Source organism: Leucobacter holotrichiae, assembly GCF_055791005.1.
On sequence record NZ_JBVUAC010000006.1, the window covers coordinates 200,826 to 226,213 of the forward strand.

20 protein-coding genes are annotated in these 25,388 nt (G+C 69.5%); 11 read left to right on the forward strand and 9 right to left on the reverse strand.

What is annotated here, in order from left to right; translation table 11 throughout:
- Positions 1-109: 109 nt before the first annotated feature.
- The 3 genes from AC0KXF_RS09895 to AC0KXF_RS09905 all read left to right on the forward strand — a co-directional run bounded on the left by AC0KXF_RS09895 (position 110) and on the right by AC0KXF_RS09905 (position 2,223).
- The gene (locus AC0KXF_RS09895) at positions 110-841 is read left to right on the forward strand and encodes a VIT1/CCC1 transporter family protein (protein WP_473109018.1); all 732 of its coding nucleotides are present in this window, start codon (positions 110-112) and stop codon (positions 839-841) included.
- A 198-nt stretch (positions 842-1,039) separates the two neighbouring features.
- Positions 1,040-1,378, forward strand: a complete 339-nt coding sequence (locus tag AC0KXF_RS09900) for an MGMT family protein (RefSeq protein ID WP_473109019.1) — start codon at positions 1,040-1,042, stop codon at positions 1,376-1,378.
- Positions 1,375-2,223 carry a LysR substrate-binding domain-containing protein gene (locus tag AC0KXF_RS09905; RefSeq protein WP_473109020.1) on the forward strand — a complete coding sequence of 283 codons (849 nt, stop codon included), beginning with the start codon at positions 1,375-1,377 and terminating at the stop codon, positions 2,221-2,223. Before AC0KXF_RS09900 ends, AC0KXF_RS09905 begins: the two co-directional genes overlap by 4 nt.
- A 13-nt stretch (positions 2,224-2,236) precedes the next feature.
- Here AC0KXF_RS09905 and ypfJ read toward each other — a convergent pair whose 3' ends face one another.
- From ypfJ to AC0KXF_RS09925, 4 genes are all read right to left on the reverse strand, one after another.
- Positions 2,237-3,127, reverse strand: a complete 891-nt coding sequence (gene ypfJ / locus AC0KXF_RS09910) for a KPN_02809 family neutral zinc metallopeptidase (protein ID WP_473109021.1) — start codon at positions 3,125-3,127, stop codon at positions 2,237-2,239.
- Positions 3,128-3,442: 315 nt separating this feature from the next.
- The gene (locus AC0KXF_RS09915; protein ID WP_473109022.1) at positions 3,443-5,506 is read right to left on the reverse strand and encodes an acyl-CoA dehydrogenase family protein; all 2,064 of its coding nucleotides are present in this window, start codon (positions 5,504-5,506) and stop codon (positions 3,443-3,445) included.
- A gap of 382 nt (positions 5,507-5,888) precedes the next feature.
- Positions 5,889-7,454 (reverse strand): DEAD/DEAH box helicase, encoded by a 1,566-nt coding sequence (locus tag AC0KXF_RS09920; protein ID WP_473109023.1) that lies wholly within the window; start codon positions 7,452-7,454, stop codon positions 5,889-5,891.
- A gap of 1 nt (position 7,455) precedes the next feature.
- Positions 7,456-11,838, reverse strand: coding sequence for an efflux RND transporter permease subunit (locus AC0KXF_RS09925; protein WP_473109024.1), 4,383 nt, complete (start codon positions 11,836-11,838; stop codon positions 7,456-7,458).
- 82 nt (positions 11,839-11,920) lie between these two features.
- On the opposite strand from AC0KXF_RS09925, the gene AC0KXF_RS09930 reads away from it, so the two are divergent.
- Complete coding sequence (locus AC0KXF_RS09930; RefSeq protein WP_473109025.1) at positions 11,921-13,216, forward strand: DUF445 domain-containing protein; 1,296 nt, start codon at positions 11,921-11,923, stop codon at positions 13,214-13,216.
- Between the two features lie 79 nt (positions 13,217-13,295).
- Here the strand turns inward: AC0KXF_RS09930 and AC0KXF_RS09935 are convergent, their stop codons facing one another.
- Positions 13,296-13,940, reverse strand: a complete 645-nt coding sequence (locus tag AC0KXF_RS09935) for a hypothetical protein (protein WP_473109026.1) — start codon at positions 13,938-13,940, stop codon at positions 13,296-13,298.
- Between the two features lie 130 nt (positions 13,941-14,070).
- Here AC0KXF_RS09935 and AC0KXF_RS09940 point away from each other — a divergent pair, with 130 nt between their 5' ends.
- On the forward strand, positions 14,071-14,289 hold the full coding sequence (locus AC0KXF_RS09940) for a DUF3073 domain-containing protein (protein WP_223043204.1): 219 nt from the start codon (positions 14,071-14,073) through the stop codon (positions 14,287-14,289).
- Positions 14,290-14,361: 72 nt separating this feature from the next.
- Here AC0KXF_RS09940 and AC0KXF_RS09945 read toward each other — a convergent pair whose 3' ends face one another.
- The 3 genes from AC0KXF_RS09945 to AC0KXF_RS09955 all read right to left on the reverse strand — a co-directional run bounded on the left by AC0KXF_RS09945 (position 14,362) and on the right by AC0KXF_RS09955 (position 16,790).
- Positions 14,362-15,105, reverse strand: a complete 744-nt coding sequence (locus AC0KXF_RS09945; RefSeq protein ID WP_473109027.1) for a phosphoglyceromutase — start codon at positions 15,103-15,105, stop codon at positions 14,362-14,364.
- Positions 15,106-15,169: 64 nt separating this feature from the next.
- Positions 15,170-16,291, reverse strand: a complete 1,122-nt coding sequence (gene ygfZ / locus AC0KXF_RS09950) for a CAF17-like 4Fe-4S cluster assembly/insertion protein YgfZ (RefSeq protein WP_473109053.1) — start codon at positions 16,289-16,291, stop codon at positions 15,170-15,172.
- A 196-nt stretch (positions 16,292-16,487) separates the two neighbouring features.
- On the reverse strand, positions 16,488-16,790 hold the full coding sequence (locus AC0KXF_RS09955; protein WP_473109028.1) for a hypothetical protein: 303 nt from the start codon (positions 16,788-16,790) through the stop codon (positions 16,488-16,490).
- Positions 16,791-16,914: 124 nt separating this feature from the next.
- Between AC0KXF_RS09955 and AC0KXF_RS09960 the strand changes: the two genes are divergently transcribed.
- The 4 genes from AC0KXF_RS09960 to AC0KXF_RS09975 are packed head-to-tail and all read left to right on the forward strand — an operon-like array spanning position 16,915 to position 21,699.
- Positions 16,915-17,586, forward strand: a complete 672-nt coding sequence (locus AC0KXF_RS09960) for a winged helix-turn-helix transcriptional regulator (protein WP_473109029.1) — start codon at positions 16,915-16,917, stop codon at positions 17,584-17,586.
- A complete protein-coding gene (mshD, locus tag AC0KXF_RS09965; RefSeq protein WP_473109030.1) occupies positions 17,586-18,566 on the forward strand; it encodes a mycothiol synthase in 981 nt (326 codons plus the stop codon). Before AC0KXF_RS09960 ends, mshD begins: the two co-directional genes overlap by 1 nt.
- Complete coding sequence (locus tag AC0KXF_RS09970) at positions 18,563-20,689, forward strand: RNA degradosome polyphosphate kinase (RefSeq protein ID WP_473109031.1); 2,127 nt, start codon at positions 18,563-18,565, stop codon at positions 20,687-20,689. Before mshD ends, AC0KXF_RS09970 begins: the two co-directional genes overlap by 4 nt.
- Positions 20,686-21,699, forward strand: a complete 1,014-nt coding sequence (locus AC0KXF_RS09975) for an NUDIX hydrolase (RefSeq protein ID WP_473109032.1) — start codon at positions 20,686-20,688, stop codon at positions 21,697-21,699. The genes AC0KXF_RS09970 and AC0KXF_RS09975 overlap by 4 nt, the downstream gene beginning before the upstream one ends.
- Before the next feature lie 107 nt (positions 21,700-21,806).
- Here the strand turns inward: AC0KXF_RS09975 and AC0KXF_RS09980 are convergent, their stop codons facing one another.
- Positions 21,807-23,045, reverse strand: a complete 1,239-nt coding sequence (locus AC0KXF_RS09980) for a CapA family protein (protein ID WP_473109033.1) — start codon at positions 23,043-23,045, stop codon at positions 21,807-21,809.
- Between the two features lie 183 nt (positions 23,046-23,228).
- Here AC0KXF_RS09980 and pstS point away from each other — a divergent pair, with 183 nt between their 5' ends.
- Positions 23,229-24,329 (forward strand): phosphate ABC transporter substrate-binding protein PstS, encoded by a 1,101-nt coding sequence (gene pstS, locus AC0KXF_RS09985; RefSeq protein ID WP_473109034.1) that lies wholly within the window; start codon positions 23,229-23,231, stop codon positions 24,327-24,329.
- Between the two features lie 119 nt (positions 24,330-24,448).
- Complete coding sequence (pstC, locus tag AC0KXF_RS09990; RefSeq protein WP_473109035.1) at positions 24,449-25,387, forward strand: phosphate ABC transporter permease subunit PstC; 939 nt, start codon at positions 24,449-24,451, stop codon at positions 25,385-25,387.
- Position 25,388: the final 1 nt, after the last annotated feature.

Genomic DNA, 25,388 nt, shown 5'->3' on the forward strand with positions numbered 1-25,388 from the left:
ACGGTTGCTGCGGTCGCGCGGCATTCCGTGCGGCAATGCCCTGCCCCGAACCGGCCGCTCCGATCAGCGCTGCCCCGGTGACGGGTAGCGTCCGAGTCCCGAGGATCCCATGAACGACACCCACTTCAACATCGCCAATCCGCACGAGTACGACCACACCCATTCATCCTCGGCGGGCTCGGGCTGGCTGCGGGCGTCCGTATTCGGGGCGATGGACGGGCTGGTCTCGAACATCGGCCTCATCACCGGCATCGCGGCAGCGGGGGCGGGCCCCGGCATCATCGCGATCACCGGCATCTCAGGCCTCATCTCCGGAGCGATCTCGATGGCGCTCGGCGAGTACACCTCGGTGCGCACCCAGAACGAGCAGCTCGCGGTCGAGGTGCAGACCGAGCGAGAGGCGCTCGACCGCAACCCGGTCGGCGAGCAGGCGGAGCTCACCGTGATGTTCGAGCACCTCGGCATGACGCCAGAGACGGCGAGCGACGCGGCGACGCAGGTGCACGCGAACACGGAGCAGGCGCTGAAGGTGCACCTCGCCCACGAGCTCGGGCTGAGTCCCGACGACCGCCCATCACCCCTCGTGGCCGCCGTCTCGTCGTTCATCGCGTTCGGCGTGGGTGCGATCATCCCCGTACTGCCGTTCCTGTTCGGCTTCGGCACGCTGTGGTGGGGGCTCGCCTTCGGCGGCGCCGGCCTCCTCGCGGCCGGCTTCACCGCGGCCAGGTTCACGAGCCGCAGCCCGTTCTCGGGCGCCCTGCGGCAGCTGGTCTTCGGCGGGATCGCCGTGGCCGCGACATACCTGATCGGCACGCTGCTCGGAGTCTCCTCGCTCGGATAGCGGCGCGCCGAGCAACCCAGATTGGACCGAGTCGGCCTGTTTGTGTCGACCTGCTTGTGTCGACCCGGCCTGTTTCTATCGAGACGGCCGAGAATGCGCGCGAATCGCGGGTCGGCTCGATACAAACAGGCCGGGTCGATGGTCGATGCGAATCGCGATTCGCGATTCGCGATTCGCTGCGAGGCGTACCCTGGTCTCATGCCCAGCCCGGAGTTCGTCGAAGCAGTGCTCGACGTTGTCGAGCGAATCCCGGCCGGTCACGTGATGACCTACGGGGACGTCGGGATCGCCATCGGCTCCGAGGCCCCGCGTGCGGTGGGCCGTGTTCTCGCCCTCTACGGGCATGCCGTCTCCTGGTGGCGGGTGGTACCGGCGAGCGGGCTGCCGCCGCAGGGCCACGCGCGCCTCGCCCACCCGCACTACGTCGAGGAGGGCACCCCGCTGCGGCACGTCGAATCGCCCGAGCACTACCGCATCGCGCTCTCCTCGGCACGGCTCCCCTACACGCACGAGATCTACGCGAAGATAGCGCTGTGAGCGATCCCGAACTTCCCCTCGCCCCCGCAGCCGAGCCGTCCGTCCTGCGCCTCGGCTTCACGCGAGGAACAGCACCCGGCAAGTGGGCCAGGCGCTGGGAGAAGGCGGGCGGCGGCGCACTCGAACTCGTACCCGTCGAGGCCCCCTTCGGCCGTGGCACGCGGCCGGCTGATGTCGATGTGATGCTCGAGCGCACGCGTGCCGGCGAACGCCCGGAAGGTTCCTCGGACCTCGCCTCCACCCGGCACGCGATGCGGCTCTACACGGAAGCGGTGGCACTCGTCGTGCCCGCCGACCACGAGCTGGCCGACGCCTCGGACATCTCGATCGACGATCTCGAACTGGTCACGCTGCTCGACCACCCCGACCACTTCGCCGAGTGGCCCGCCCCGCAGCCATGGAGCGACCCCTCCTGGATGCCCGGCGGCATCAAGGCCGCCCTCGCCCTCGTCGCGAGCGGGGCCGGCGCGATCCTGCTCCCCCTCCCACTCGCCCGGCACCTCATCGACAAGCGGCAGCACGCCGTCGTGCCCGTCATCGGCGACCCGGAGCTCGCGGGCAGCACGATCTGGGCGACTTGGGATCTGGATCGCGACGCCCCCGACGTGCAGCAGCTCGTCGGCATCATGCGCGGCCGCACCGCCCGCAGTTCGCGCCCCGCCGCCGCTCACGACGAGAGTGCGCGTGCCCGCTCGAAGCCGGCGAAGCGGGCCCAGCCGAAGCCCGCGGCGAAGAAGTCGGGGCCGAAACCGGGCAGCCGAGGCGCGCAGCTCGCGGCGGCGAAGGAGAAGGCCGAGCGCGCGAAGGCCCTGCGCCGCGCTGAGAAGAAGCGCAAGCGGCGCTGAGCGCCGGCCGCGCCTACAGCTCCGAGGCGGGCACGTCGAAGGTGCCGCACGCGGCCGGACCGCTGCGGTAGCCCGCCTGGAACCAGCGCTGCCGCTGCTCGGAGGTGCCGTGCGTGAAGCGCTCGGGGTTCACCTCGACGCCGGCCGACTCCATGATGTGGTCGTCGCCCACGGCCGCTGCCGCGCTCATCGCGTCTGCGATCTGCTGCTGCGTCACCGGCTGCAGGAACGGCACACCGGCATCATCGGTGACCGTCGAGGCGTCTTTCACCCAGGCCCCCGCGAAGCAGTCGGCCTGGAGTTCGAGGCGCACCGACCCCGACGCGGGGCCGGTCTCGCGACCCGCCTGCTGCAGGGTGCCGATGAGGTTCGAGATGTGATGGCCCCACTCGTGCGCGAGCACGTACATCTGCGCGAGTGATCCGTCGGAGGAGCCGTAGTCGCCGCTCAGCGTGTCGAAGAAGGCGACGTCGAGGTAGATCGCCTGGTCAGAGGGGCAGTAGAACGGCCCGGTCGCCGAGGACGCGGTACCGCACCCCGACTGGGTCTGCCCGTCGTACAGCACGACGTCGGCCGGAGAGCGGTAGCCATCGACCTGCCCCTCCCAGTACCGGTCGAGCGAATCTGAGGTTGCGGCCATGCGGCACTCCGCGTCGTCGTTCGCGTCGGCCCCGGTCTCGCAGCCGGGCAGTGCCTCGGTGCGCTCCCCGGAGAGGGAGCTGCCGCTGATGAGCTGATCGACCACGGGCGCGAACGGCATCAGGTTCACGCCGAGCATCTGCGAGCCGAACACGAGCAGCAGCGCGACGATGCCCCCACCGCCGGCAATGAGCCCGCCGCGTCGTGCGCCGCTCCGCTTCGACACCTTGCCGGTGTCGATTCGCGCGTTGTCGTTGAATGTCACAGGGTGCCCCGTCCGTTCCGCCCGCCGCTCTCCGCCTCGATATTCTGCGGATCACCTACCGATGCCGTCGAGTCTAGAGGCAATCCGCGCGTGAGGATCGCGGAGACCGCGTGTAAGGATCGTGGACCCCGCGCGCGAGGATCGCGGACCCCGCGTGCGATCGCGCCTCCTGACCGTCGCGCGATCCACCCGTCGACCATCGCGCTCCGGCTGCCCGAGCAGCGCTCCTGGCTACCGCATCGAGATGACGTATATCGCCCCTGGAGCGCCGGCGAAGGGCCGAGCGCGTCACCTCGGCTGCGAGAGGAAGAGTGCCTAGCGCGACTTCTTCTTCGCCTTGTACAGCTCCTTCTCGTGCACGGGCCAGGTCCCGGCAGCGCGCTGCGCTTCGACGTAGGCGTGCGCCTCCTCCTGGCGCTCCGCCTCGATCCCCGTGGCGATCTCGGCGCGCAGGAGCTCGGGCGAGAGGCCGAAGGCGTCGACCAGGTCGAGGGCGTGCGGGCGCAGCCTGCCGATGAGCCGATCGATGTACGCGGTCACGGCCTCTGCGCGCTGCCCCGAGAGGCGTCCGTTCACCAGGTACCAGGCGGCGTTGCTCTCGATGAGTCCGAAGCCGAAGAGGTCGCGCAACCAGGTCAGCACCTGACGCGATCCCTCGTCATCGATCTGCTCGACGGCCTCGGTGAAGGCCTCCCACTGCAGCAGCTCGGCGTGAGCACGCGCCGCTGCGATGAGCTTGTGCTGTTGGGCGTTGAATGCGTCCTCGGCGGCGATCGCTCGGGCGCGCTTGTCGCCCTTCGGGGTGCCCTTGGAGGCCTCGCGCAGCGCCATCGCGATCTCGGAGATCATCGTCTGCACGCGATCCGCCAGCAGCTCGCGCTGCGCTGCTGGGCTGCGCAGACTCTCGACCGAGCGCGCGACCTGGCCCAGGTCGATGATGCTCTGCCCGACCTGGCGCAGCCCGAACCGGCTCACCTTGCCGCCCAACTGGCTCGCCGCCGCCTTGATGAGGGCCGCGCGATCGGCGCCCTTGAACTGCTCGGCGTAGTCGGTGAGCAGGCGCTTGCCCACGAGCTGCAGCAACACGTTGTTATCGCCCTCGAAGGTGACGTAGATGTCGAGGTCGGCGCGAAGCCCGGTGACCCGGTTCTTGGCGATGAACCCGGCGCCTCCGCACGCCTCCCGTGCCTCCTGGAGCGTGTCGAGCGCCGCCCACGTCGAGAGCGGTTTCAACGCCGCGGCCAGCGTCTCCAGGTCCTCACGGTTCTCGGGGGTGTCGCGGGCGCCCGAGAACACCTCGTCGAAGACGGTGAGCAGACGCTCGTCCGCGAAGGCCATCGCGTAGCTCTGTGCGAGACGCGGAATGAGCCGCCGCTGGTGCAGGCCGTAGTCGAGCAGCACGGTCTCGCGACCGGATGCACCGGGGAACTGCCGCCTCTCACTGCCGTAGCGGATCGCAATGGCGAGCGCCGCCTGCATCGCCCGCACCGACGAGCCGTCGAGCGAGACGCGCCCCTGCACGAGCGTGCCGATCATGGTGAAGAAGCGGCGGCCGGGGCTCTCGATGTCCGAGGAGTAGCTGCCGTCTGCGGCGACGTCGCCGTAGCGGTTGAGCAGGTTCTCGCGCGGGATGCGCACGTGATCGAAGTGCAGCCGACCGTTGTCGATCCCGTTGAGACCGCCCTTCACGCCGTCGTCTTCGCTGCCGACGCCGGGGAGCATCTCGCCCTCGGGCGTGCGGATCGGCACGAAGAACGCGTGCACGCCGTGGTTGACCCCGCGCGTGATGAGCTGGGCGAACACGACGGCGGCCTGGCCGTGCAGCGCGGCGTTGCCGAGGAACTCCTTCCAGGCACCGGTGAACGGGGTGTGGATCTCGAACTCCTCGGTCTCGGGATCGTAGGTCGCAGTGGTGCCGATCGACGCCACGTCCGAGCCGTGACCGATCTCCGTCATGGCGAAGGCGCCCGGCAGTTTGAGGCTCATCACGTCGGGCAGCCACTTCTCGTGGTGCTTGCGCGTGCCGAGGTGCAGGATCGCCGCACCGAACAACCCCCACTGCACACCGCTCTTGATCTGCAGGGAGGGGTCGGCCAACACCAGCTCCTGGAACGCCGCGATGTTGCCTCCGTGATTGTCGCCGCCGCCGAGGTCGCTCGGGTACGCCCGCTGGATCGCGCCCTCCTCCACGAGAATGCCGAGCTGCTCGAGCACACGGGCCCGGTGCTCGTCCATCGGCTGGCCCGGGATCGTGTGCAGCCGGGAGTCTGCCGCGAGTCGCCGTGACTCGAGGCGCTCCTGCTTCCAGCGACCGAGCAGGGCATCGCCGACCCTGGCGACGTCGATGCGTGCGGTGGACTGCGCGATGGTATCGCTCATCGATTCTCCTTCGACGTGATGCGCGGTTCTGCGGCGCCCCGCGCCGCGATCCGCTGACCTGCTGCCAGGCTAGGGGGCACCTCCGACACCGACAACCTCGCGCCGCTCTCCCCACAATCGAGGCCCGAGATCGCCCCGGCCCCTGTTGTCCAATCCCTCCAAAAACAGTCTTTCGTTCCTGGAGAACATCTCCACCGCGCAACCGGACACGGCCGCCCGACTTCACACAACAGCACCGATGGAGCGAACAGCACCTCGATACGACGAAAAGAGGTGCTTCAGCGTGAGTCGGTGCAGTTGCGCTCGACGCAGCACGACTCGGCGCGGCAGCGCGAATCGGCGCAGTCGCGCCACTCGGCGTGACTGCGCGGAACGGTAGGGACTACGAGGCCGGCAGGGCGTCTCCGGGCTCGTGATCGCCGAAGTACGTCGGCTCGATCCCCGCCTCCTCGAGCATCTCGCGCGTGCGCTTCTGACGGGTGCGCGGGATGACCGTGAGCACCATCCCACCGCGCCCGGCCCGCGCCGTGCGGCCGGCCCGATGCAGGTAGGTCTTATAGTCGTCGGGCGGATCCGCCTGCACCACCAGGTCGACGTCGTCGATGTGGAGACCGCGCGCAGCGACATCGGTCGCCACCAGCACCGCGGCCTTACCCGACGAGAACTTCTCGAGGTTGCGCTCGCGTCGTGCCTGGCTGAGGTTGCCGTGCAGGGAGGTCACGCGGATCCCCTCATCGGCGAGCATCTCGGCCACGCTCTCGGCATAGGCCCGGGTGCGGCAGAACACCATGGTCCGTGCGGGACCGCCAGCGTGACCGGGGCGTGAGACGAGCTCGACGAGCACCCGGTTCTTGTGCTCTCGCAGCACCACCAGGACCCGGTGCTCGGCTTCGCTCACCGCTTCCCCCGCGACCTCGTGCACGGCCGGATCGCGCAGGAACTCCGACACCAGCTCGCCCACTCCGCTGTCGAGGGTCGCCGAGAACAGCAGCCGCTGCCCGCCGCGCACCGTCTCGCGCAGCACCCCCTGCACGGGCTCGAGAAACCCGAGCTCGCACATGTGGTCGGCCTCGTCGATCACCGAGACCAGCACCTCGCGCAGGTCGAGCTTGCGGCGGTTCACGAGGTCGCGCACGCGCCCCGGCGTGCCGATCACGATATCGACGCCCCGCTCGAGCGCATGCACCTGGGGATCGAGCGGCACGCCCCCGACGAGCTGTGCGGTGAAGAAGCCGACGGAGCGGGCGATCGGCTGCACCGTGCGGTCGATCTGAAGGGCGAGTTCGCGGGTGGGGGCGAGGATCAGCGCCTTCGGGTTGCGCGGCGGACGTTTCGGCGCGCGCTGCCGCTCGCCCCGCTTGGGCCGGTTGCGCGCCGGGGCGGCGTCATTCGCGAATGCGCCCTCGGCTTTGAGCTTCAGCAGGCGTTCGACCACGGCCGCGCCGAAGGCGATGGTCTTGCCAGATCCGGTGCGGGCGCGCCCGAGCACATCGCGCCCGGCGACCGCATCGGGGATCGTCGCGGCCTGGATCGGGAAGGGGCGCTCAGCGCCGAGCTCGCCGAGCACGCGCAGGATGTTCGACCCAAGGCCGAGATCCCCGAAGCTGAGGCCCTCGGTATCTGCGGCGGTCGTGATCCGGGCGTCGAGGCGCTCGTGCACCGGCTCCGTCGCTCGGGATCCTGCGGCGGCTCCTCTCTCCTGTCCGACGACCTCCCCCCGAGCGCGCCACCGCTCCGGAGCGCGTTCGCCGCCGCGAGCGGCCCCGACCGTTCCGTCTCGGCGCTCGGGCCGCGATCCCTCGCGTTTCGGCTGCTCGGGTTCCGAGCGCTCCCCTGCCGGCCGGCCCAGCGTGCGCCCGCCGGTCCACCGCTTACCGCCACGAGCCGGTTTGCGGCCCGGCTCGTAATTCGCCGGGGGCTTGAAACCTCGGCGGCCCCTCTGCGCCACGCTATCGCCCGCTCTCGTCTTCGGAGTTCTCACCGGACGCACCGGCGCGGCCGTTCTCCTCCGCCTCGACCTCTTGCGTCGCCTGCCACATCAACTGTTCCCAGTCGAGCTCGCCGGTCACCGGGGGCGCGACTGCGGTGGTCGCGTTCGTACTCGCGGTCGTGTCATCCGCCGCGTCGGAGTCGAGTTCGTGTTCGGTCTCGGCATCGGATTCGGGGTCCGCTTCGGCCTCCGGCTCCGACGCCGCACGGGGTGAGGAATCGACCGTCCCAGGCTCCGAACCAGATGCCGGTTCAGGTTCGGACACGAGCTCCGACGTCGAAACCGGCTCGGGTTCGGGCTGTGGCTCCGACTCAGATCCATGCTCGGACCCGGAGCCGGCGTCGGACTCGGATCCGGCGTCGGACTCGGATCCGGCATCGGCCTCGGAGTCCTCGCCGACCGCGAGCTGGTCGCGCTCGTCGATGAAGCCGAGATCGGAGAGCGCAAGCGACATCTGCGCGGTCGCGGATCCGATCTCCTGCTCTTCCTGCTCCTTCGACTCTGGGGCGACGCGTTCCTCCGACTCAGGGGCGCTGTGCTCCCTCAACTCGGGGGCGGAGAGCCCGACGCGGATCAGTTCACTGAGGATCGCGCGTTGCACCTCGGGATCGGCCTGCGCGGGCAACGGAGCGGGTGCCGCAGAACCGGCGTCGGCGTCAGCTTCGGCATTGCCACCGGCGTCGGCCTCGGCTACGGCTTCGCCATCGGCCTCGGCTACGGCTTCGTCATTGGCCTCGACTGCGGCTTCGACTTCGGCCTCAAAACCAGGATCAGGTTCTCCGTCGATCGCCGGCACCGGCGAGCCCTCGGCTTCGCCCTCGGTAGCGACACCGTCGTCGGGCTGCGCCTCGGCGTCCTCGTCCTCCCGGAACCCCTCGAACAGCTCGAACAGATCGTTCGGAGTCTCGGTGGGATACCCCGTCGCCGACTCGTCGTGCTGGGTGGGTGCGGTGCCGAGCACACCGACCGTTCCGACCGCACCGGCGGCGCTCGCGAAGGCCAGTGCCTCGGTGCCGGCGACCGCCGCCGCCCCGTCGGATCCAGGGCCGCGTTTCGGCCCGCGTCGCCCGGATCCGCGAGCTCGGCGACCGCCCGGGCGATCCCCACGGCGATCTCGGCGACGCTCACGGCGACGCTCGACCGCGTAGTAGAGGGTCGGCAGCACGATGAGCGTGAGCACGGTCGACGACAGCAGGCCGCCGATCACCACGACCGCGAGCGGCTGGGAGATGAACCCGCCCTTGCCCGTGATCCCGAGCGCCATGGGCGTGAGCGCCAGGATGGTCGCGAGCGCCGTCATCACGATGGGGCGCAGACGCTGCAGGGAGCCGTGCTCGACGGCGGCGAGCAGGGTGTCTCCGCGCGAACGATACTGATTCACGAGGTCGATGAGCACGATCGCGTTCGTCACCACGATGCCGACGAGCATCAGCACGCCGATCAGCGAAGCCACACCGAGCGGGATGCCGGTGGCGATGAGCAGCAGGATCGCACCGGTCGCGGCGAACGGCACCGAGACCAGCAGCAGCAGCGGCTGCAGCAGGCTGCGGAACGTCGCCACCATCACCACGTAGACGATGAGGATCGCGGCGAGCAGAGCCAAACCGAGCTGCCCGAAGGCCTCGCTCTGCTGCGACATCACGCCGCCGATCTCGGCCGTGGCGCCGGCCGGCAGATCGACCGAGTCGAGCGCGGCGGTGACAGCAGCGCCGGCGACGTTGAGGTCATCGCCCTCGGGCAGAGCCGAGACCGTCACCATGCGCACGCCGTCCTCGGTGCGCACCGTCACGGGGCCGTCGGCCACCTCGATGGTGGCGAGCGCGTCGAGGGTCTGCGGACCGAGAGCCGTCATGATCGGCAGGGCGGCCACTCCCGCACGGTCGGTCGCGGCGACGCCGTCGGCGAGGTAGACCGACACGGTGTCGGCGTCCATCGTGATCTGACCGATCTGGCGGGGCTGCATCTGCTGAGCGATCTGTCCGGCGACCCCGGCCTCCGTGAGGCCGGCCGCCGCCGCGGCTGCGCGGTCCACGGCCACCTGCAGGAACGGGCGAGAGGTGCCCAGGTCGCTCTCGATCTGCTTGAGGCCGGGCTGCTGTTCGAGTTCCGTGAGCACGGCGTCACTGGCCTGCGCGAGGGTCTCCTGATCGGGGGCCGACACGTTGACCTCGATCGCGCTCGACATGGTCACGCCGCCGCCCGACTGTCCGAGCGAGAACTCGCCCGCGTCGTCGAGTGCATCGACGGCGGCGCGGATCTCATCCTGCACACCCGTCTGATCGGCGTCCGACGCCGTGGTGATCGAGTAGCTGACCGCTCCGTCGCCCCCTCCGCCGAAGATCGCGCCCATGCCTCCGCCGCCGTTGCCGATGGTCACCTGCACGGTTTCGATGTCGTCGACGTCCGAGAGCGCATCCTCGACGCGCTCGACCTGGGCGAGCTGAGCATCGAGGCTGGTGCCGGGGGCGAGCGTCTGCACGAGGCCGATCGAGTTCTGCTCGTCGGCGCCCATGAAGTTCGTCTTCATGAAGGGGCTGAGGGCGATCGTGAGGCCGAACACCAGCACCGCGGTGAGCAGCGTCACGGCAGGCCGCTTCAGCGTCCAGTCGATGATCGGGCGGTAACCGCGCTGCAGCGCGGTGAGAGGCTCGGCCGCGGTTTCGGCGGCGGCCGAACGGGTCGCGAGCAGGGGCTGGGCCGCCGCCTCGGCGTCCTCCGGCTCGGAAACGGGCCCGGTGGAGAGCGGGTCGGGATCGCCGTCGGCCGGATCCGCCGCCCGCTCCCTGCGCCGCTTCCGGTCCGGTCGCAGGAACCAGTAGGCGAGCACGGGCACGATGGTGAGCGACACGAGCAGCGACGCCACGAGCGCGATGGTGACGGTGAACGCGAAGGGCCGGAACAGCTCGCCGACCATGCCGTCGACGAACGCCATCGGCAGGAACACCGCCACGGTGGTGACGGTCGAGGCGGTGATGGCACCCGCGACCTCGCGCACGGCCTCGATGATCGTTTTCGCGCGGTCGGCGCCCGAGGCGAGATGCCGCTTGATGTTCTCGATCACCACGATCGAATCGTCGACCACGCGGCCGATCGAGATGGTGAGCGCGCCCAGCGTGAGCATGTTGAGGGTGTACTCGGCGAAGTTCAGCCCCACGAAGGTGAGCAGCACCGAGGTCGGGATCGAGATCGCCGTGACGAGCGTCGCGCGCACCGACATGAGGAAGACGAGGATCACCAGCACGGCGAACACGAGACCGAGCAGCCCCTCGGTGGTGAGCGTCTCGATCGACTGCTCGACGTAGGGCGCCTGGTCGAACACGATCGAGAGCTGCGAACCGCCGAGCTGATCCTGCAGCTCCTCGAGCTTCTGCTGCACCGCGTGAGACACGTCGACGGTGTTCGCGGCCGACATCTTGGTGACCGCGATGGTGAGCGCCGGTGCGCCGTTCACGCGGGAGATGCTCTGCTCGGGGCCAGGCTCGAGCCTCACCTCGGCGACGTCGCCGATCGTGAGGGCGGCCGGGGCGGGCGCGGCCTCGAACTCCCCCGGGCCCTGCTGCGCGATCTGCGCCTGCTGCGCCGCGATCTGCTCGGGGCCGAGTGGCAGCGGGATCGCGGCGACCTCCTCGACGGAAGCCAGGGCCGTGCCCGCCTGCACCGCGAGCGTCTGATCACCCTCGGTGACGGTGCCCGCCGCCATCAGCACGCCGCTCTGCTGCAGCGCGTCGGCGATGGACTGCGAGGTCAGCCCGTTCGCCGCGAGCGTCTCGGCGTAGGGCGAGATCGAGATCCGCTCCTCGCGAGCGCCGGTGAGCTGCGCGTCGCGCACGCCCTCGATGTCGCTCAGTTCGGGGATCGCGACGCGCTCGATGGTCTGCGCCGCTTCCTCGGGGGTCTCGCCGTCGGCGGGCGTCACCGCGATCTGGATCACGGGGAAGTCGTCGATGCTGCCCGACATGACCTGCGTGTCCGCGGCCTCGGGAAGCATCTGGGAGATCCGGCTGACGGCGCGCTCCACCTTCTGCTCCGTCGCCGTGATGTCGACGCCGTAGGTGAACTGCGCCACCACCATGGAAGCGCCCGTGCTCGAGGTCGCGGTCGAGGTCTCGAGCTGCGGCACGCTGCGCAGCGCCGTCTCGATGGGGCCCGAGACGTCGTTGTTGACGACCTCCGGCGAGGCGCCCGGATAGTTGGTGACCACGGCGATCGCCGGGAACTGCACCGAGGGCATCAGCTCCTGCTTGAGCGACCCCACCCCGATGAGACCGAAGACCGCGGCGACGATGGTGACGAGCGCGATCAACGCGCGGTTCTTCAGGCTGAGCGCCGTGAGAAGGTGCATGGAGTCGATTATTCCACGCATCCCCGACACTCCCGGGCCGCGCCTCGCCCGACCTCGCGGCGCCGTGGAGCATAATACAGAGATGCCGACGTCTCGCACCCGCCGCACACTGGGGGCCGTCTCCCCCGCAGACTTCGAACGGCTCGCAGAGCTGCGCCGCATGCAGCGCCTCGCCGTCGCCCTGCTCGTCGGAATGGCCGTGGTGTTCGTCGTCTCGTTCGCGCTCCAGGAACGCTACCCCTGGCTCGGGTACGTCAGGGCTGCGAGCGAGGGCGGCATGGTCGGCGCCCTCGCCGACTGGTTCGCCGTGACCGCGCTCTTCAGGCACCCGATGGGTCTCAAGATCCCGCACACCAACCTCATCTCGAGCAAGAAGGACGACATCGGCGAGGGACTCGGATCATTCATCGAGGAGAACTTCCTCGCCGACGACGTCGTGCACGACAAGCTCGCGAGCATCAGCGGAGCGCGGCACGCGGGCGAGTGGCTCTCGCAGCAACCGAACGCCGAGCGCGTCGGCGACATGATCGCGAGCGCCGGCCTCGGAGCACTGACGGTGCTCGACGACAACGATGTGCAGGAGCTCATCGAGCTGCTCGTGCGCCGGCACGTCGTCGATCCGGAATGGGGGCCGCTGCTCGGCCGCGCGGCAGAGTCCTTCGTCGAGGGCGGCCACCAGCAGGCCCTCATCGACATCGCGGCATCCCGTGTCGAGGAGTGGCTCGTCGCGCACCCCGAGGCGTTCGACCGGGTGATCTCCTCGCGCCTTCCCGCCTGGGTACCGAGCATCGTGGATCGGTTCCTCGACGACCGCCTGCACGCCGAGACCGTGCGGTTCGCCCAGCGGGTGGGCACCGATCCCGAGCATCCGTTCCGCATCGCCATCGCCCGCTTCCTCGGGGATCTCGCCCGCGATCTGCAGCACCAGGAGCAGCTGCAGCAGCAGCTCGAGGCGTTCAAGCACGAGGTGTTCGACAGCCCCCGCATCCGCGCGGTCGCCGCGAGCACCTGGGAGACCGCGCGCGCCGCGCTCGTCTCGATGCTCGAGGACCCGGGCAGCGAACTGAGGATCCGGATCGTGTCAGCGCTGCGCGACTTCGGACGCAAGCTCCTCGACGACCCCACGCTGCAATACAAGATCGACGTGTGGGTGATGGAGGTGGTCGAGCACCTCGTGCACAACTACCGCCACGACATCGCGGGTGTCATCACCGAGACCGTGCAGCGGTGGGACGCCAGGGAGGCGGCCGAGAAGATCGAGCTGCAGGTCGGCAAGGATCTGCAGTTCATCCGCATCAACGGCACGGTGGTGGGCTCGCTCGCCGGTCTCGCGATCTACACGATCGCGACGCTCGCGATCGCCCCGCTCACCCACTGAGGCCCCCGGCCCTGGGCACGTCGCATCACCCCGCGGCCCGAAGCCCGTGGGTTCAGCCCGCGGCCCCGATCCCGTGGGCTCAGCCCGCGGCTTCGGCGAACGCGACCGGCAGCAGCATGTCCTGCACCCGATCGCTTCCGGCGGTGTGGTCGGCTCTCGTCGCGATCGCGCAGCGCGTCGCCCGGCAGTCGAGGCCCTCGCTCTCGGCCGCGGGCACCGTGAGCTCGGCGGTGAAGGATCCGCTCTGCGCGTCGTCGTATCCCTTCGTGGCGAACGCCCGCCATGCCCAGTCGTCGGTGATCCACACGCTCGACAGGGCGGCCTGCTCCGCGTGCCCCTCCTCGGCTCCCTCCGGAATACCGCCCAGGCAGGGGCCGGGCTTCTCGTCCGGGCGATCCGGAATCGCGCAAATCGCGACATATATGCCGATTCCGGCATCAAAGCCGGTGCCCCGGACCGTCAGCGACTCGCCCGGTCTCAGCGCGCCGAGCTCCACCGGCTCGCCGTCCGATGTCTCGACCACCAACTCCCGGGTGCGTCCGTCCGCACCCTTGGCTGTGGTCTGCGAGACGAACTGATCGGGTACGCGCTGGCCGGATCCGCCCGCACTCTGATGAGTGAGGATCGGCACCAGCACTGCGATCGCGCCGGCCAGAGCGAGCACCGCGATCACGAGCACGCCGATGAGCAGCAGCCTGAGGGTGCGGGATCGGCGCGAGGTCATGCCTTCATCGTACTGGCCGCGCTTCGGCGGCTGTCGCGATCTGATAGAATCTGCTCCATACGTCTATTTGTATAAGTACCTGCCTCGCGGAGAATTGCCCGCGGGGCCTGAATGTGTAAGGGGGTCACGCATGGGGCGCGGCCGTCAGAAGGCAAAGCACACCAAGGTAGCCAGGGAGCTGAAGTATTTCAGCCCCAACACGGACCTCTCGCAACTCCAGCGCGAACTCGCGCAGAGTTCGCAGCACGGCTCCGATGAGGATCCCTGGGCTGAGTACGCCAGCAAGTACAACGCCGACGACGATATCGTCGAAGACGAAGACCCCTCGGACGAGCGCGGAGAACGCTGACTCCGCTTCGCTCGGATTGCGTGAAAGGACCCCTCTCGCGAGAGGGGTCCTTTCACGTTCGGCGAGCCGCCGTCAGTGCTTGCCCTGAGCCGCGACGGCTGCCGCGCCCGCCGCTGCAGCCTCGGGATCGAGGTAGCGCCCCTCGCCCGCGGGCGTTCCGTCCTCGTTGATGTTGTACACGAGCGGCATGCCGGTGGGAATGTTGAGACCCGCGATGTCGGCGTCCGAGATGCCATCGAGGTGCTTCACCAGCGCACGCAGCGAGTTGCCGTGGGCGGTGACCAGCACGGTCCTACCCGAGTTCAGGTCGGGCAGGATCTCGTTCTCCCAGTAGGGCACGAGGCGCTCGATGACGTCTTTCAAGCACTCGGTCTGCGGCTGCTCGCCGTCGATATCCGCGTAGCGGGGGTCGCCCGCCTGCGACCACTCGCTCGAATCGTCGAGGGGCGGCGGGGGCGTGTCGAAGGAGCGGCGCCACTCCATGAACTGCTCCTCGCCGTACTTCTGCAGCGTCTCGGTCTTATCGAGGCCCTGCAGCGCACCGTAGTGACGCTCGTTCAGCCGCCACGACCGGCGCACGGGGATCCACAGCCGATCCGCGCTGTCGAGAGCGATGTTCGCCGTCTGAATCGCCCGGCTCAGCACGGAGGTGTGCAGCACGTCGGGCAGCACCCCCGACTCCGCGAGCAACTCGCCCGCGCGGGCGGCCTCGCCGCGCCCCTGCTCGGTCAAGCGCACATCCACCCAACCGGTGAACAGGTTCTTCTGGTTCCAGTCGCTCTGCCCGTGACGGAGCAGGATCAGCTTGTTCGTCATAGGTTCTAGTCTATGAGGTTCCGAAGCGGGCGCGTCGACGAGCCCGCCTCGAGACGGCACCGGCCTACAGGCGCTTGAGACGGGGAATATCGCGGGTGGCGCCGGCATCGGCGGGCACGATCGCCTCCTGCGAAGCCGCGGCCCGCTCGGGGGTATCGGGCAACTCGACCTCGAGGGCCGCATCCTCGGGCAGCGCCCGTTTGAGCAGCGCGAGGGCGATCCCGCCCCACTCGTGGTGCAGCGCGGCCCGGGTGACCCGGCCCACCGGCCGCGCCCCGGGATCCCGATCCTCACCGGGCTGCGGCGCGCGGAACACGAGCGCCCCCGCCTGCGGCAGCTCGCCGCCCGACCCGTCGAGGTGCAGCATGGCCAGCCGCCGCGGCGGGTGCCCGAGGTTGTGCACCTTCGCGACCGTCTCCTGCCCGCGATAGCAGCCCTTCGTGAGGTGCACCGCGGTGCGCAGCCAGTCGAACTCGTGCGGGATCGCGCGCTCATCGACGTCGCCGTGCTGCGAGGGCCGCCAGGCGCGCACCTCGAGCGCCTCGAGCGCGAGCAGGCCGGCGGCGCGCAGCTCGCCGCCGCCCGCCAGCGCCGCGACGCGCGGCAGATCCTCGCGCGAGAACACGAACTGCGAGACCGACCAGCCCTCGGCGGCATGCGCCTCGGACCTCGCGTACTGCACCCCGCCCGCGGTCACGCCGGACCACGGGTCGCGCCACTCGGCGAGTGGATCGAGCGCCCGCAGCGCTTCCGCGGCGGGCCCAGCCCCGGTGAAGGCCAGCACCGTCGTGTACTCGGCGGAGACGTCGTGCACCTCGACGCGCAACGCGAAGCGCATGCGCTGCAGGAACGCGGTCAGCGGCTCGGCCGATCCCTCGTCGACGAGCAACCAGCTGCGCTCACCGTCGTCGACGAGTCGGATCGCCCGCTCGATGCGGCCGTTCGGATCGAGCAGCAGCGTCTCCGTGCCCTCCCCCGGCCGCAGCCCCGTCAGCTGCTGACTCGTCATCGAGTGCAGCCAGTTCAAGCGGTCTGGGCCCGAGACGGTGACGATGCCGCGGTGCGACAGGTCGACGATCGCGCGCCCCCGTTCGAGGTCGCGCTGCTCGGGCAGCGGCTCGCCGTAGTGCGAGGCGACACCGACCGGATCGGCGACGGCCCCGGGAAGCTCGAGGAACGACGACATCACGCCAGCCACCTCACCAGGTGCGCCACGCGCGGATGGTTAACGCTGCCCCTTGAAGAGCTTGTAGACCACGGTGCCCGAGATCCACGCGATCGCGACGCCGGCAAGACCGAGGAGGCCGAGAAAGAAGAGTTCAAGCGCGAGAAGCATGACGCCAGTCTAGTACACCGGCTCCGGCGGCGAGGTGCCTCTCGTCTCAGCCGAGCAGCATCCCGATCACGTCGATCACCGCGATCAGCAGTACAGATCCGGCGACGCTGAACGAGACCCGCGTGATGAATCCCTCCCGCTGAGCCGTCCCCAATTGCAGCGCGAAGGTCACGAGCGTGCTCGCCCCGACTGCGAAGACGAGCCAGGCGAAGCGCCCCTCCTGCGGCACGACCAGTGTCACGAGCGCGCCGATGACCGCGGCCACCGCCCACGCGGTGATCATCCGCGGCAGGTGCCAGGATTGCACGTCCGGCATCTCCGGGGCCTCGGGCTGCACGGGTTCGCTCACGTCCCCATTGTCCCACAGCGGCGGCGAGCGGTCCGCGCAGCCGAAACATCGGCGAAACGGTGGTGAAACAGTGCCCGCAGTACTATTTACCTCGAGCCGAACGCACAGCGAAGGGAGCCGGTCCATGCAGCTGCTCTGCCTCACCGATCGAGATCCCGCCGATTCGCTGCCCGGCCTGGACCTGCTGCCGCACGACGTGCGCACCTCACCGCTGTCGCTCCGCGTGCCCGAGACGCTGGCCGGTCGATTCGACGCGATCCTCGTCGACGGCACCCTCGACGCTCGTCGCGCCCGCACCGCGTGCCTCGCGCTCGCGGAGGGCATCGAGACGCCCCGCGTGGTGATCCTGCCCGAACTCGCGCTCACCGCGCTCACCCCGGAGTGGGGTGTGAGCGAGCTGCTGCTGCCGACCGCGAGTCCCGCCGAGATCGAGCTGCGCCTGCGCCTGCTCGGTCAGCCCGCTTCGACGGCCACCACTCCTCCGCCCGCGGTCCAGGCCGCGGGCGTTGTCATTGACGAGTCCAATTTCACAGCCCGCTTATTCGGCCGCCCGCTCGACCTGACGTACAAGGAGTTCGAGCTGCTGCACTTCCTCGCCGCGCACCCGGGACGGGTGTTCACGCGCGAGCAGTTGCTCAGCGAGGTGTGGGGCACCGATTACTTCGGCGGCACGCGCACGGTGGACGTACATGTGCGGCGTCTGCGCGCGAAACTGGGTGAGCACGAAGGGCTCATCAGTACGGTGCGGGGTGTCGGATACGGCTTCGCGCGGGCCCGGGTCGATGAGGGGGATTGATGTCAGCACGGATCGATGTCGTCGAGGGAGCGTCCGAGCGGGCGCTCCGCATCGCGCGGACGCTGATCGCCGAGGTCGAGACCTCCGACGGCGTCTCGCCGGTGTCGGATCAGGCGCTGCTCGCGGCCGCGCAGGGACAGCGCGCGCTGCTGCTGTTCCTGGACCGGGGCGACGCGGATCGCGGATCACGGGAGGCCGGTGCTGACCTCGAGAGCGCCGACCCGGTCGCCGTCGGGATCGTCGGCCAGGGTGAGGTCGATCTCGCGGTTCGTCCCGCGGCGAGACGGCGCGGGATCGGAGCGGCGGCGCTCGCAGAGCTGCTCTCCCGGGCCGACGGCGACCTGCTGGCCTGGGCGCACGGCGAGAATCCCGCCGCCGAGGCGCTGCTCGCGGGGGCCGGGTTCGCCCCGGTACGCTCGCTGTACCGCATGGCGCTCGATCCCGCACTGCTACCCGGCGACGGGCGGGATCCGCTCTCCCTCCCCTCACCACCCGACCTGCACCTGCGCGCGTTCGACCCGGCGCGGACCGCCGATGCCGCTGCGTGGGTGCGGGCGAACGCGGCGGCGTTCGCGACGCATCCCGAGCAGGGGAGGATCACGGAGAGCGATTTCGCGCTCATACGCGATGAGCCGTGGTTCGACGCCGACGACCTGATCCTGCTCGCCGAGGCATCGGGCGACGAACTCGCCGGGTCGACCTGGATCAAGACGGTGCGCGACGACGCCGGGGTCGAGTGCGAGCTCTATGCCGTCGGCGTGCGGCCCGAGTACGCGGGGCGCGGGCTCGGCAAGCTGCTGCTCGATGTGACGCTCGCCAGAATGGCGCAGCACTCCCCCGACCGGGTCAGCCTCTACGTCGACGGAGAGAACGAGCGTGCGGTGCGCATGTACGAGCACGCGTCGTTCACCGTCGATTCACGCAGCCGTCAGTGGGCGAGGCCCGCTTCGTCAGGGGTCGATGTCACAATGGACGCATGACCGAAGAAACCCGAGAGAACGCCGTCGAACGGGCAGAGCTGCCCGCCGACCGGTACATCGATCGCGAGCTGAGCTGGCTCGCGTTCAATCAGCGCGTGCTCGAACTCGCAGAGGATCCGGGGGTGCCGCTGCTCGAGCGGGCCAACTTCCTCGCCATCTTCGCGTCGAACCTCGATGAGTTCTTCATGGTGCGCGTCGCGGGCCTGAAGCGCCGCATCGTCACCGGTCTCGCGCTTCCCACCAATGTCGGGCGCGCTCCCACCGACGTGCTCGCCGACATCAACCGCACCGCCTACGAGCTGCAGCTGCGCCACGCCAGGTGCTTCCGCGAGCAGGTGCAGCCCGGGCTCGCCGAGGCCGGCATCCGAGTGGTCGAGTGGGAGCAGCTCGACGCGGCCGATCGGGTGCACCTCACGAACTACTACGAGCAGCACATCTACCCGATCCTCATGCCGCTCGCAGTCGATCCCGCGCATCCGTTCCCCTATATCTCGGGCCGCGCCCTCAACCTCTCCATCCGGGTGCGCAACCCGCAGACCGAGAAGGTCGAGTTCGCCCGCCTCAAGGTGCCGCAGATGATCCCGCGGTACGTGCGCGTGGATCAGCGCGAGAGCATCGACGACGTGCGCTTCATCGCGCTCGAGGAGTTGATCGCCAACCAGCTCGACGGTCTCTTCCCGGGCATGGAGGTGCTCGACCACCACGTCTTCCGCGTGACCCGCAACGAGGACATGGAGATCGAGGAGGACGAGACCGAGAACCTCATCCAGGCGCTCGAGAAGGAGCTGCTGCGCCGCAGGTTCGGCCCGCCGATCCGCCTCGAGATCTCGGACGATATGGACGAGGCGACGCTGACGCTGCTGGTCAGCGAGTTCGACATCGACGAGCAGCAGGTCTACACGCTGCCCGCCCCGCTCGATCTCAGCGGCCTCTTCGCGCTCAGCGGTATCCGTCGGCCCGACCTCAAGTTCAAGCCGCACATCCCGGTCACGCATCCCCAGTTCCGCACGAACTCGCCGAGCGAGAAGCCCGATGTCTTCGGAGCGATCGCGCGGCGCGAGGTGCTGGTGCACCACCCCTACGAATCGTTCTCGACGAGCGTGCAGGCGTTCGTCGAGCAGGCGGCCACCGATCCCGACGTGCTCGCCATCAAGCAGACCCTGTACCGCACCTCGGGCGACAGCCCCATCGTCGCGTCGCTCATCAAGGCGGCCGAGGCCGGCAAGCAGGTGCTCGCGCTCGTCGAGGTGAAGGCCCGCTTCGACGAGGAGGCCAACATCACGTGGGCCCGCAAGCTCGAGCAGGCCGGCGTGCACGTGGTCTACGGTCTCGTGGGCCTCAAGACGCACTGCAAGCTCGTGCACGTGATCCGCGAGGAGCAGGGCCGCCTCGCCCACTACTGCCACATCGGCACGGGCAACTACAACCCGAAGACGAGCCGCATCTACGAAGACTTCGGCCTCTTCACCTCGTCTCCCGAGGTCGGCCGCGACGTGACCAAGCTCTTCAACGTGCTCTCCGGGTACGCGATCGAGACCGACTACGACCGTCTGCTCGTCGCTCCGCTGCAGCTGCGCAGCGGTCTGCTCGAGCGCATCGAGCGCGAGGCCGAGAACGCCCGCGCGGGCCTCCCCAGCGGCATCAGGCTGAAGGCCAATTCGATGGTCGACGAGGCCATCATCGATGCGCTCTACCGCGCGAGCCAGGACGGCGTGCCCGTCGACGTGTGGGTGCGCGGCATCTGCTCGATCCGGGCCGGTGTACCCGGCCTCTCCGAGAACATCCGCGTGCGCTCGGTGCTCGGCCGCTATCTCGAGCACTCCCGCATCTACGCCTTCGAGAACGCCGGCGAGCGCGAGGTGTTCATCGGCAGCGCCGACCTCATGCACCGCAATCTCGACCGCCGCATCGAGGTGCTCGTGCGCATCGAGGATCGCGAGCACCTCGCCCGCATCGACCGCTTCTTCGATTTCGCCTTCAGCGACGAGGTGTCGTCCTGGCGCATGCTGCCCGACGGCAACTGGCAGCGCCGCGTGGTGAGCGAGGAGGGCGAGCCGCTGCCCGACCTGCAGGACCTCGTCATGATCGACCGCACCGAGGCTCGCTCCCGGAGAAACCGGTGAGCCCGACGGCCACGAAGAAGCGCTCCTCGAAGGCCGCCGCCGCGGGCGGCCGAGGCGCCGCGACCGAGGTGCTGGCGGCGGGCACCGTGTGCTGGCGCCGCGTCTACGACGAGCACGGCGATCCGCGGATCCTCGTACTGCTGATCCACCGCGCCAAGCAGCGAGACGTATCGTTCCCGAAGGGCAAGCTCGACCCGGGCGAGAGCATGCCTCGGGCCGCGGTGCGGGAGACCCGCGAGGAGACCGGCTATCGGGTGTCGCTCGGCGTCAACCTCGGCACGATCCACTACGCGCTCAGCGGCGGCCGCTCGAAGACCGTGCAGTACTGGGCCGCGAAGGTCACCGCGAAAGCCGAGGCCCGCGCCAAGTTCAAGCCGAACGACGAGGTGCAGGCCATCGAGTGGGTGCCCGCGGATCAGGCGCGCGAGCGGCTCAGCTACGAAGCCGACCGCGAGCTCTACGACGTGTTCCTGAAGCTCGTCGAGCGGGACCTGGTCGATACGTTCTCGGTGACGCTGCTGCGGCATGCGAAAGCCGAGCCCCGCAGCAGCGCGTTTCCGGTCGACCACCTGAGGCCGCTCGCCGACGCCGGTGAGGAGCAGGCCGAGACGCTCGTGCCGATCCTCCGCTCCTTCGGACCGCGACGCATCTACTCGTCGACGGCGACCCGTTGCCTCTCGACCGTCGCCCCTCTGGCCGAGCATCTCGGCAAACGCGTGCGCGCCAAGAAATCGCTCAGTCAGGACAACTGGGACGAGGGCGACCTCACCTCGCTGCGCAAGCTCGTGGCGAAGGTTATCGGGCGAGGTCGCAACGCGGTCCTCTGCAGCCACCGGCCCGTGCTGCCCGACCTGGCGCGCGAGCTCGCGCTCGCGACAGGCAGCCCGCTGGGCCCCTATCTCGACAAGGCGGCCTCGCTGCCCCCCGCGGGCTTCTCGGTGCTGCACTTCTCGCGGTCGCAGCCGGAGGCGGGGATCGTCGCGGTCGAGACCTACCCGATCAAGCACTGAGGCCGACGCCTCGTTGCGAGAGATCGAAAAGGTTCGGGCCCCCTGGAATCAGAGCCGTTTTCGACCTGTCGCGCAGCAGCTCCGCCGGGCCGGCTCACCGAGCGCCCTCACTCCTGCGTGATCAGCCACTCGCGCGCGCCGGCCGCGGCCGCGCCCATCGCGTTCGCGGTCGCGCGGGTGCGCTCGAGCACGCCCGCGTCGAAGTCGGGCGACTGGCACACGCCCTGCGGCTGATCCGGCATCACCGAGCACCACTTGTAGCGGCCGTCCTGAGTATTGGTGGCGGCGTTCCACGCGAGGTCGTTGGTGGCCCAGGATCCGTCGGGCTGCTTGGCGAACTGCACCCGCGCCATGAGGAACTCGTTGTTCACCTGCTGCGCGGGCGGCGCCGACTCGCTGATCGTGTTGCCGGTGCCGTACAGGATCCACTTACCGCCGTAGTTCTCGAACGGCTGCACCGCGTGGGCGTGGTGCTGGTACACGAAGTCGAACAGGCCGCTGTCGTGCAGCTGGTGCGCGAGCTCGATCTGCCCGCCCGTCGGCTGCGACCAGTACTCCTCGCCGATGTGCTGCACGCCGATCACGATCTCCGCGCCCATCTCACGAGCCTTCTGAGCCTTCGCGATCGCGCGCTCGGGGTCGACCCGCGGCTCCTCCTCGCGGTAGTCGACCTGCCACTCGTGCTCGGCGGGGATTCCATTGAGCGAGAACGTCGAGGTGATGACGGCCACCTTCACCCCGTTCGCCTCGACGATGAGCGGCACGTCGCGCTCGCCCTCGGCGCGGTACGAGCCGGTGTGCGCGATCCCGACCTCATCGAGCACGTCGAGGGTGCGCACGAGCCCCTCGGTGCCCTGGTCGACGGTGTGGTTCGAGGCGGTGGTGCAGACGTCGTAGCCGATGTCTTTGACCGCCGCCGCGAGCTCGGGCGGCGTACTGAAGGCGGGATACCCGGCGTAGGGTCCGCCGACCGGGGCGAGCGGAGTCTCCATCTGGCAGATCGCCAGGTCGGAGCGGTCGAGGTAGGCGCGTTGCCCTTCGAGCAGCGGTACGAAGTCGAAGTTTCGTCCGGCCTCGTCGGTGGGGATCGCGTACTGGCTCCACAGCCCGTCGTGGAACAGCAGGTCCCCCGAGACGGCCACGCTCACGCAGTGGTCCGTGGGACAGGCGGGTCCGGCGCCCGGCTGCGGCTCGGGAGCCGGTTCGGGAGTGGGTTCGGGATCGGGCGTCGCCGCGGGTTCGGGATCCGGTGCGGCGGCCTCCTCCGGTTCGGGCGCGCAGCCCAGCAGGCCGATCCCTCCCGCAGCGATGGCGAGCCCAGCGCCGAGCGCTGCGAATCTCCTCATTGAATTCACGCTCACCATGCTAGCGGCGCGTTGCAGCTACCCGTCATACTGCCCGCTCGTTCCCGCGAGTTCACCCCCTGTTCACCTGCTGGCAGACCCCGCTTCACGAAGGATCCCTAGCGTGGGGGTGTGGCCGTTCGCGACCATTCCCTCAATTCAGCTCTGAGATTGGAAGATCCCACAGTGAAGCTTTCTGCATTCGCAAAGGTCGCCGCCATCGGCGGCATCGCCGCGCTCACCCTCACCTCGTGCGCAGCGAACGAGGGCGGCGCCCCCGCCGAGGGCGGCGACGCTCCGGCTTCGTCGCTCACCGGCACCCTCGTGGGCGGCGGCGCCTCGTCGCAGGGATCCGCTCAGGAGGCCTGGACCGCCGGCTTCCAGACGGCGCACGCCGACGTCACCGTGAACTACGATCCGGCCGGTTCGGGCGCGGGCCGCGAGACCTTCCAGCAGGGCGCATCGGCGTTCGCGGGCAGCGACCGCGCGTTCAAGACCGACGAGATCTCGGCCGGCCCCTTCGACAGCTGCGCCACCGACGCGATCGTCGAGTTCCCCGCTTACATCTCGCCCATCGCGATCATCTTCAACATCGAGGGCGTCGACTCGCTCGACCTCGACGCGGCCACCGTCGCGAAGATCTTCAACGGCTCGATCACCAAGTGGAACGATCCCGCGATCGCCGAGCAGAACCCTGACGCGACGCTGCCGGATCAGAACATCACCGCCGTGCACCGCTCGGACGATTCGGGCACCACCGGCAACTTCACCGAGTACCTCTCGGCAGCCGCGGCCGACGACTGGACCGCGGGCTCGATCGAGACCTGGCCGACCGAGTTCGGCGGCGAGGGTGCGCAGGGCACCTCGGGCGTCGTCGAGGCTGTGACCAACGGCGTCGGCACCATCGGCTACGCCGATGCCTCCCGCGCCGAGGGGCTGGGCACGGTCGCGATCAAGGTGGGCGAGGAGTACGTCGACTACTCCCCCGAGGCCGCAGCCGCGATCGTGGACGCGTCGACCGTCGAGGAGGGCCGCACCGAGCACGACATCGCGATCGAGCTCGACCGCACCAGCAGCGCCGACGGGGTCTACCCGATCGTGCTCGTGAGCTACCTCATCGGCTGCGAGGAGTACCAGGACGCCGCGAATGCGGAGCTCGTCAAGGAGTACTTCAGCTACATCATCAGCGAAGAGGGTCAGGATCTCGCGGCCGAGGCCGCGGGCAGTGCCCCCATCTCGGCCGACCTGCGCAGCAAGATCGAGCCGGCCATCGCCGCGATCAAGTAGCGTGCTGAGCGGGTCCGGTTCCTCGGCAGGGTCGAGGAACCGGACCCGCTCTCACCGCGCCACCCCTCGACCAGAGATGCGGGATCCGATCCCGATCCCCCACCGACCCAGGAGCCCGAGTGACCTCCACCTCCGCCCAGTCCAAACCCGTGCTGAGCCTCGGCGACCGCATCTTCTCGCGCTCCGCGGTCTTCGCGGGCAGCATGATCCTCGTCACGCTGGCCGCCGTCGCCGCCTTCCTCATCGCCCAGAGCATCCCCGCATTCTTCGCGACCAATGAGACCGCCTCGCTGCTGCCCGACAACTTCTGGTCGTACGTCTGGCCGCTCATCTTCGGCACGATCTGGGCCGCCGTACTCGCGCTGATCATCGCGCTTCCCCTCGCCATCGGCATCGCGCTCTTCATCTCCCACTACGCCCCCCGCAGGGTGTCGGCCGTGCTCGGGTACATCGTCGATCTGCTCGCCGCGGTGCCCAGCGTCGTCTTCGGCCTCTGGGGCATCGGCGTGCTGGCGCCCGCCGCTCAACCGGTGTTCGTCTGGCTCAACACGCACCTGGGTTGGATCCCTCTCTTCGGCGGCACCGTCTCGGGCACCGGCCGCACGATCCTCACCGCCGCGCTCGTACTCGCCGTCATGGTGCTGCCGATCATGACGGCGATCTGCCGCGAGGTCTTCCTGCAGGCTCCGGTGCTGCACGAAGAGGCGGCGCTCGCGCTCGGGGCGACCCGCTGGGAGATGATCCGCCTCGCCGTGCTGCCCTTCGGCCGCCCCGGCATCGTGTCGGCCGCGATGCTCGGCCTCGGCCGCGCGCTCGGCGAGACGATGGCGGTCGCGATGGTGCTCTCGGCCACCGGCCTCGTCAGCATCCGGCTGCTCACCAGCGAGAACCCCTCCACCATCGCGGCGAACATCGCGCTCTCCTTCCCCGAGGCCTACGGCGAGAACGTCAACGTGCTGATCGCCACCGGCCTCATCCTCTTCATCGTCACGTTCCTGGTCAACGCGATCGCCCGCTGGATCGTGAGCCGCCGCGCCGAGTTCTCTGGAGCCAACTGAT